General features: G+C 64.1%; 3 protein-coding genes. All 3 read right to left on the reverse strand.

The features are described from left to right. Nucleotides 1-35 precede the first annotated feature (35 nt). Nucleotides 36-3,740 (reverse strand): DUF4082 domain-containing protein, encoded by a 3,705-nt coding sequence (locus tag Rhe02_RS45200; protein ID WP_203914733.1) that lies wholly within the window; start codon nt 3,738-3,740, stop codon nt 36-38. 300 nt (nt 3,741-4,040) lie between these two features. Further along, entirely contained in the window at nt 4,041-5,417 is a 1,377-nt protein-coding gene (locus Rhe02_RS45205; protein WP_203914734.1) for an O-antigen ligase family protein, read from the reverse strand. Between the two features lie 11 nt (nt 5,418-5,428). Next, entirely contained in the window at nt 5,429-6,367 is a 939-nt protein-coding gene (locus Rhe02_RS45210) for a GumC domain-containing protein (RefSeq protein ID WP_203914735.1), read from the reverse strand. Between the last annotated feature and the right edge of the window lie 323 nt (nt 6,368-6,690).

A 6,690-nucleotide genomic window follows, 5' to 3' on the forward strand; every position in this document is an offset into this window, starting at 1 on the left:
CCGGTTAACCCGGGCCTACTGTATTCACCGCGGGGTTAACTGGCGATGAATATGACGTCTACCCAATAGTTGTGCTTGGAGGCGTTGTTGGGGAAGGCGTTGCCTGGCCCGTACCGGTAAACAGCCCCGTTGCTGGGCACATGCAGTGGCGACTTGTCGTATCCGCTGGTGAAGTAGTTCAGGTTCGCTGAGTAGAATCCGACATTCGTGTGGTACGACACCACGTACGTGCTACCGGGACTGATGGTGACCGGAGACGAGAAGGTCAGTGTCTGCCAGCCGCTGGCGGACTCACCGCTGAACGTGCCGGTGGCCAGAACCTCGTTGGTGCCAGCCAGCCACAGCGTTCCGGTGTGCGTTCCGGTGTTGCTGGCCCCCTTGTAGAACCGCATTCCGGTGACCACTCCCGCGACGTCGGTGGTGAACTTGACGCCCACTTCGAGTGAGGCGGCGTCGTTCCAGCCCGCGTTCGCCGGTGTGTCGGTCAGCGCGAAGAGCGAGAGCTGGGTGCCACTGGGCGGCGGGGTCGGCGTCGGGGTAGGTGTCGGGGTGGGGGTCGGCGACGGGGTTGGCTGCACCGCATCCGCCACGAACAGCGGATCCACCCAGTAGTTCGTCGAGCCATAGCTGCTCGAGGGGAATCCACTGGTCGAGCCGTAACGGTAGACACCGTTCGTGCCACCGGGCGCGGAGAGCGGTCCGTTGGTGTAGGTCGAGGCGAAGAAGTTCGGCGTGGACGAGTAGTGGCCGTTGGGCGCGAAATAGCTTGCCACGTAAGTAGTCCCGGCCGTGACGTTCACCGCCGTGCTGAACGAGGCGACCTGCCAGCCCGCACCCGAACTGGACGGGAAGGTCACCGTCGCCAGCGGCGAACCGCCGGCCGACCACAGCGTGCCGGTGTGGGTGCCGGTGTTACCCGGTCCCGCGTAGTAGCGCACGCCGATGACCTTGCCCTGGAGTGATGGGGTGAACTTGACGCCCAGCTCGATCCCGTCGGTGTCCGGATCGGCGAGGATCGCCGGCGTCAGGTTGCTCGGGAACAGCCTGAGCACGGATGCGTCCAGGTCGGTCGTGAACGACCAGGTGTAGGTGGCGTTATTGGCGGCCATGTCCTGACCCGACGCGGTGGCCGTGTAGGTCTTGGCCGGGTCGAGGTTGGCCGACGGCGTGAAGGTGATCGTCTTGGTCGGGTCGTCGTAGACGGTGGCGCCCGCGATCGAGACGTTGTTCGGGTCCTTCAGGGTGAACGCGGCCGTGGCCGGATTCAGCGCCTTGGAGAAGGTGGCTGACGGGTGCACGTTCGCGGGCACCCCACCGGCGCCGGACACCGGCGTAACCGCCGAGACATAGGGCGCCGCCTCGTTGTCCGCGATGAAGGACACGTCCACGTAATAGTTGGAGTCCCGCCACTGGTCCTCAGGCATGCCGCTGCCGTAGGTCGACACCCCGTTGCCGGTGGTGTCGCGCAGCCGCGGCGCGGTCAGCGGGCCGGCCACCCAGTCCCCGTAGCTGAAGAAGTACTCGTCCGAGGCGTAGTGCCCGTTCGGTGCCCGGTAGGACACGACATACGTCTGCCCCGCCGTGACCTGAACCGGCGTCGAGAAGCTCATGCTCTGCCAGCCGGAGGAGGTCTCCGAGGTGAAGTTGCCGGTGGCCAGCCTGGTTCCGGTCGACGACCACAGCGAGCCGGTGTGGGTGCCGGTGTTGCCCGAGCCCTTGTAGAACCGCACACCCGTGACGATGCCGTCGGTCTGCGGAACGAAGTGCACGCCCAGCTCCACCGACTGGGTGTCGCTTGAGGTGGTGAACTTGGGCACCTTGGCGCCGAACAGCGTGTGCGCTCCGGTCAGGTTGAACGTCCGGGTAGCCGGGTTCGTGCCCGCGTTGGCACTGTCGTCGATGCCCCGCACCATGACCGACTGGCTGCTCATTCCGGTCGAGATGAAGCTGTAGGTCCAGGAGGTGGTGCCGGTGGCCGGATGCCACTTGAGACCGCCGTCGACCGAGACCTCCACGCCGGCGACCTGACCGCCGCCGACCTCAGTGGCCGTGCCGGTGAGGGTGATCTGCGCGCCGTTGGCGAAGCTGGCACCCGCGGCCGGCGAGCTGATGGTCACGGTCGGGGCCGTGGTGTCACTCGACGCGGGCGACGCGATCAGGCCGCTGACCAGCGTGCCGGGCTGCACGCCCATGTCCGCGAACAGGTTCACGGTGGCCTGGCGCAGCGACGGGTCGGCCGCTGCCCCGTTGCCGTCGTGGTTGGCGTCCAAGCCCCATGCGTACTGGACGGTGCCCGCCGAGAAGACGAGCGCGCCGCTGGCCGCGCGGTACATGGTCATGTGATGCGTCGTCGTGCCCGGCAGCACCACCTTGCCGAAGTCCTGCAGGTACTCGGGTGTCGGGCCGACCGTGGTCGACAGCCAGATGAGCCCGGCCGGACGGAAACCGTTGTCAGTGTCCTCATTGGACTCGTAGCCGACGGTGTGCTGGGCGAGCGTCGAGGCCAGGCTGGCGGCGGCGTTGCTGGCGACCGTGGAGCTGCGCCAGTAACGGTTTTTACCCTGCTGCACCGGGACCTGGAGGGAAAGATCGGTGCTGTTGGCCATGTACTGGGTGCCGATCAGCGCGTTCTCCGGCACGCCACCATTGGAAGGCGGGCTGAACCGCGGGTCGCGCCACGTCCCGGTCCACTCCGGAGACGGATCGGACTTGCTGTTGGCCCAGGTCTCCTTGTAGCAGACGAGAGTCCGGTTCGCGGTGTTGTTGCCGTCCTGGCTCGGCTCGAGGCGGGTCTTCCAGTACACATCGTTGCCGCCGAAGAAGGCGAGGCTTACGCCGTCGTCGCGAGCCGACTCGACGTTGGCCCGCGCGGTGCCGGTCCAGTACTCGTCGTGCCCGACCGAGAGGAACACCTTGTGGTTCTTGATGAGGTGACCACGCACGTCGGTGTCGATGTCGGTGGTGTAGCTCACGTCGTACCCGTTGGACTCGATGAACCGGATCATCGGGTACTCGTTGGAGAACAGATAGTCGCGGCCCAGCTCGAGACCGCGGGTCGCGAACGGACGGTTGTAGCTGAGCTTGTAGGCGCGCCCGTTGCCCCCGCCGGTGTAGAAGTCCGAGCCGCCGTAACGGTTGTAGGCCTGCCAGGTGGCGTCCGACGTCTTCATCAACAGCTTCGAGGTGCTGGCGTCATCGCGCACGACGAACGGGATCTGGCTGACGTCGCCGTTGTTCGCGGTCAGCTTGGCGATATACACACCGGACACCGCCGTCGACGGAACATTCCACGTCGCCGAAACAGACCACTTGCCGCAGTCGTAGATCTCGGTGTTCGGATCGGTGACGCACTGCTGAGTCTGCGGAATGGAGGGGTTCACGTTTATGGTGTGCTGCTTGCGTGCGCCGTTGCCGTTGTAGAAACCAAGCCGGTAGATGTCGATCTGGTACGACGGCAGGGTCGTCTTGATTTTGAAGCTGACGGTCGAGCCCACGTTGACGCTCATGCTGGTCGCGAAGCCCTGAATCGTGGCGTCGCCGGTGCCTTCGATGTCCCATTCGGACTCCGGCTGGCCCGGTTTACTGTTCTCACAGGCGACCGCGTTGACCAGTGGGCTGCACGGATCCGCGGCGAGCGCCTGCGAGATCACCCCGATGCTGGTGGCGGCCAGCACCGCGGCAATGGCCGACGCGATGGTGACCTGCCGTCGGGACAGCCGAGACGGCGACGAACGCCGCATGACAAGTCGCACAAGTCTTTCTAAGCGCTCTTGCCGGTGTCCGCTCACGGCGATTCCCTTCGCGATTCTGAACAGTAATATTTGCAGTCACATATATAGGCAGTTATTGTGTGTGTGGCCTCTAATGCAGCCACCGATAATGACGGCACGATATAAAACGCTCAGGTGGTCCACAACCAGGCGTTCACCCAGACAAACTGTTAGTTGGTTAGGGCACGATAAGCCGTTCGGGCCACTTCTCGAAACCACACATGGTGTCCTCTACTAGTACAGTTCCCGACACTCCACTGTGGTTTATGGTCAGTCAGCCCTTCGGCGGACAGCCAAAGTGCGAATTGTGCGAGCCGGGTGGGTAAAGCGCCATACTGCACCACAGAAGCCGAGTAAAAGGGCCAACGTGCTCGTATACGACGTGTAATACATCGAGTCGAATGTCACCGCCACCACAAGCGCTATTACCTGTGACGCGATCAGCGCCGAGCAGAGGTGGCGATCCTCCTCGCGGGTCGACCTGCGCAAGGCGATGCCGGCCAGGGTAATACCGGTGATATGCAACGCGGCCAGCGCGAGGACACCGACGATGCCGCCGGTCACCAGCGTGTAGAGCCATTGGTTGTCCAGCACGATGCCGCCGTAGAGCTCCGGCACCAGAGTGCGCGGACCACGGCCAAGGATCGGCCGTTGCGCGAACCAGTGGTTCACGAAGGTGTAGTCAAGCAGCCGGCCCTGGACGCTCGGGTCCTCGCTGCCGGCGAAGAAGAGCGAGCGCAATGTGCCGAGCACGCCGGGCTTGGCCACCGCGATCGCGCCGACGAGACCCATTCCCAAAATGATTAGGTTGTACCGGATCCGCCAGCTCCACATCGGGAACATCACCAGCACGGCCAGAGCGAGCGCGAGGATGCCCGTCCGCGAGATGGAGATGGGGATCGCGGCAGCGCACATCCCGGCGACCACGGCAAAGCCCCGGCGCTGCCACTTGGCTTCGGCGAACCGGGCGAGGTGCAGCGCGAAAGGCGCAGCCATCGCCATACACACACTGAATTCGATGTAATGCTGGGCCGTCCCGGCCACTCGGAATTGATTCTCCGCGCCCGGTCCACGGCGCTCAAACCCCACCAAGCCGCCTTTGAACTCCAAGCCCGGCAGGGTCAGATAATGCGCGAGGTCGAACTTGAGGAAGGCTTGGACCATTGCCACCATCGCCATGAATCCGGCCGTGACCACATAGACCTGCAGCACCAGTTTCAGGCGTTCCCAGTTTCCTATCCCGTCGGCGGCAAGCAGAATCACGCCCACGAACTCAAGAGCCGCCAGCATCGCGAAATTCTGAGCATTGCTCTCCACACCGGTCAACCCGCGGATCAACCCGGCCAGATAGGAGATGAGAAGCGTGGTGAAGTAGGCGAAGACGGCCCAGCGCACCGGCTGCGGGCCGGTCATCGCCAGCCTCGGGTTCAGCCGGGTCATCATCCACCAGCAACACAACATCAGCGAAAGCAGCAGCGCCGGCCTGCCCGCATAGGTCATGTTGGGGACGATCACTTCCCCTGGCAACACGTAGAGCAAGACGAGCATGAACCCCAGCCACGCGGCCGTGTCGAATCGGGTGTGCCTGCGGCGGGAAGCGTAGGTGCTATCGCCGATCAGCGACGGCTCGAAGTCGACAGGATGCACCGACGTGAGGCTCAATCGCGCCTGCCTTTGTCATCGCGGCCTGGGCGCTTCGCCCCGTACAGCGGGAGGACGATCGTGGCGTCCTCCGGATGCGATGCGGCGGCGGCGTCCAAATTCATGGTTTCCATCGCGTCGACGTCAATGTATTTGACCATGACCGGGGCCCGGACTCCCCCGACGGAAGCCGTCGCCTTGGCCGGTTTGATGCCATTGGCTTCAGCAGGCTTGGCGCCATTGGTGTCCGGCTGTTTGACGATCTTCGCCTTGCCTTTCGCCTTGGGCATTGGCTTGAGCTCGTCAAGCGCATCCAGCACCGGTGCCGCACCGTCCAGCGGCGCACGCCGGCGAGACCGGCGGCGCAGGATCGCATCGATTGCGATCGTCGTAGCGGCCGACAGCAGGACTCCCAGCGCCGTTGCCACGAGCAGCACCCTGGTCGCCTTGGACGTAATCTTGACGACGGTGTCGCCATTGTCGAGGGCAAGGGTCGTGATCAGGTCGCCACCGGCCACGCCGTAACGGGTCTGGCGGGCCATCACATCCTCTTCGATGAGTTTCATGACCCTGCGCGTGGTGCTGATCGCCTGTTCCGCGGAGCTGCCGATGGACTCGATGGTGAACAGCGGGGTGCGATCGTCCATCCCCACCGTGAAGTTGTCGGTGTAGCCGGCGTTGACGAGGTCCTCGAGCACCTTCTGCTCGGAAAGCTTGATGATGACGGCCTGGCCCAGCGCCCGGAATCCCAGCTCCTCCCAAGGGTTTTGAATCTTGGTCGGATTCTCCGCCGGGGTCCGCTGGCTGGGCGGAATCATCGTGACGTGACCGGTCGCGCTGTAATCCGGCGGCACTGTCTGGCTGATGACCGCCACCGAAGCAAGGGACACGAGGAGCATGGGCAGCGCGACGTACCACCGCCGAAAGAGCAGTCTGGTGAGATCCCAGAGGTCCACAACGTGTCCTCTCATTTACTTTGTTGAGTGGGCCGGTTGAGTGGGCCGGGTCCGGTGGACCAGACGATCAGTCAGGGCCTTCCTAAAACTATATGCGCGCTAAGTCTCCTGCGCTGGTCAGGCAATTGACAAGGCCGCTGTGCGGACGAGGGCAAGTCCGGCGCATTGTTGTCAGGTACACGACAGCTAGCGCGGGTCTACTCAGTCACCGGGATGGCCCGTTGATCAGTTTCTTCTGCCAGAATCGGCCGAATGGACCTCCCCAATAGACGCTCCGGCCGCGCCATTCGGGCATCCATGCCCCCCGAGGGCACCGCAGTTGA

Origin of the sequence: Rhizocola hellebori, from assembly GCF_016862955.1 — a bacterium.
Taxonomy (GTDB): Bacteria; Actinomycetota; Actinomycetes; order Mycobacteriales; family Micromonosporaceae; genus Rhizocola; species Rhizocola hellebori.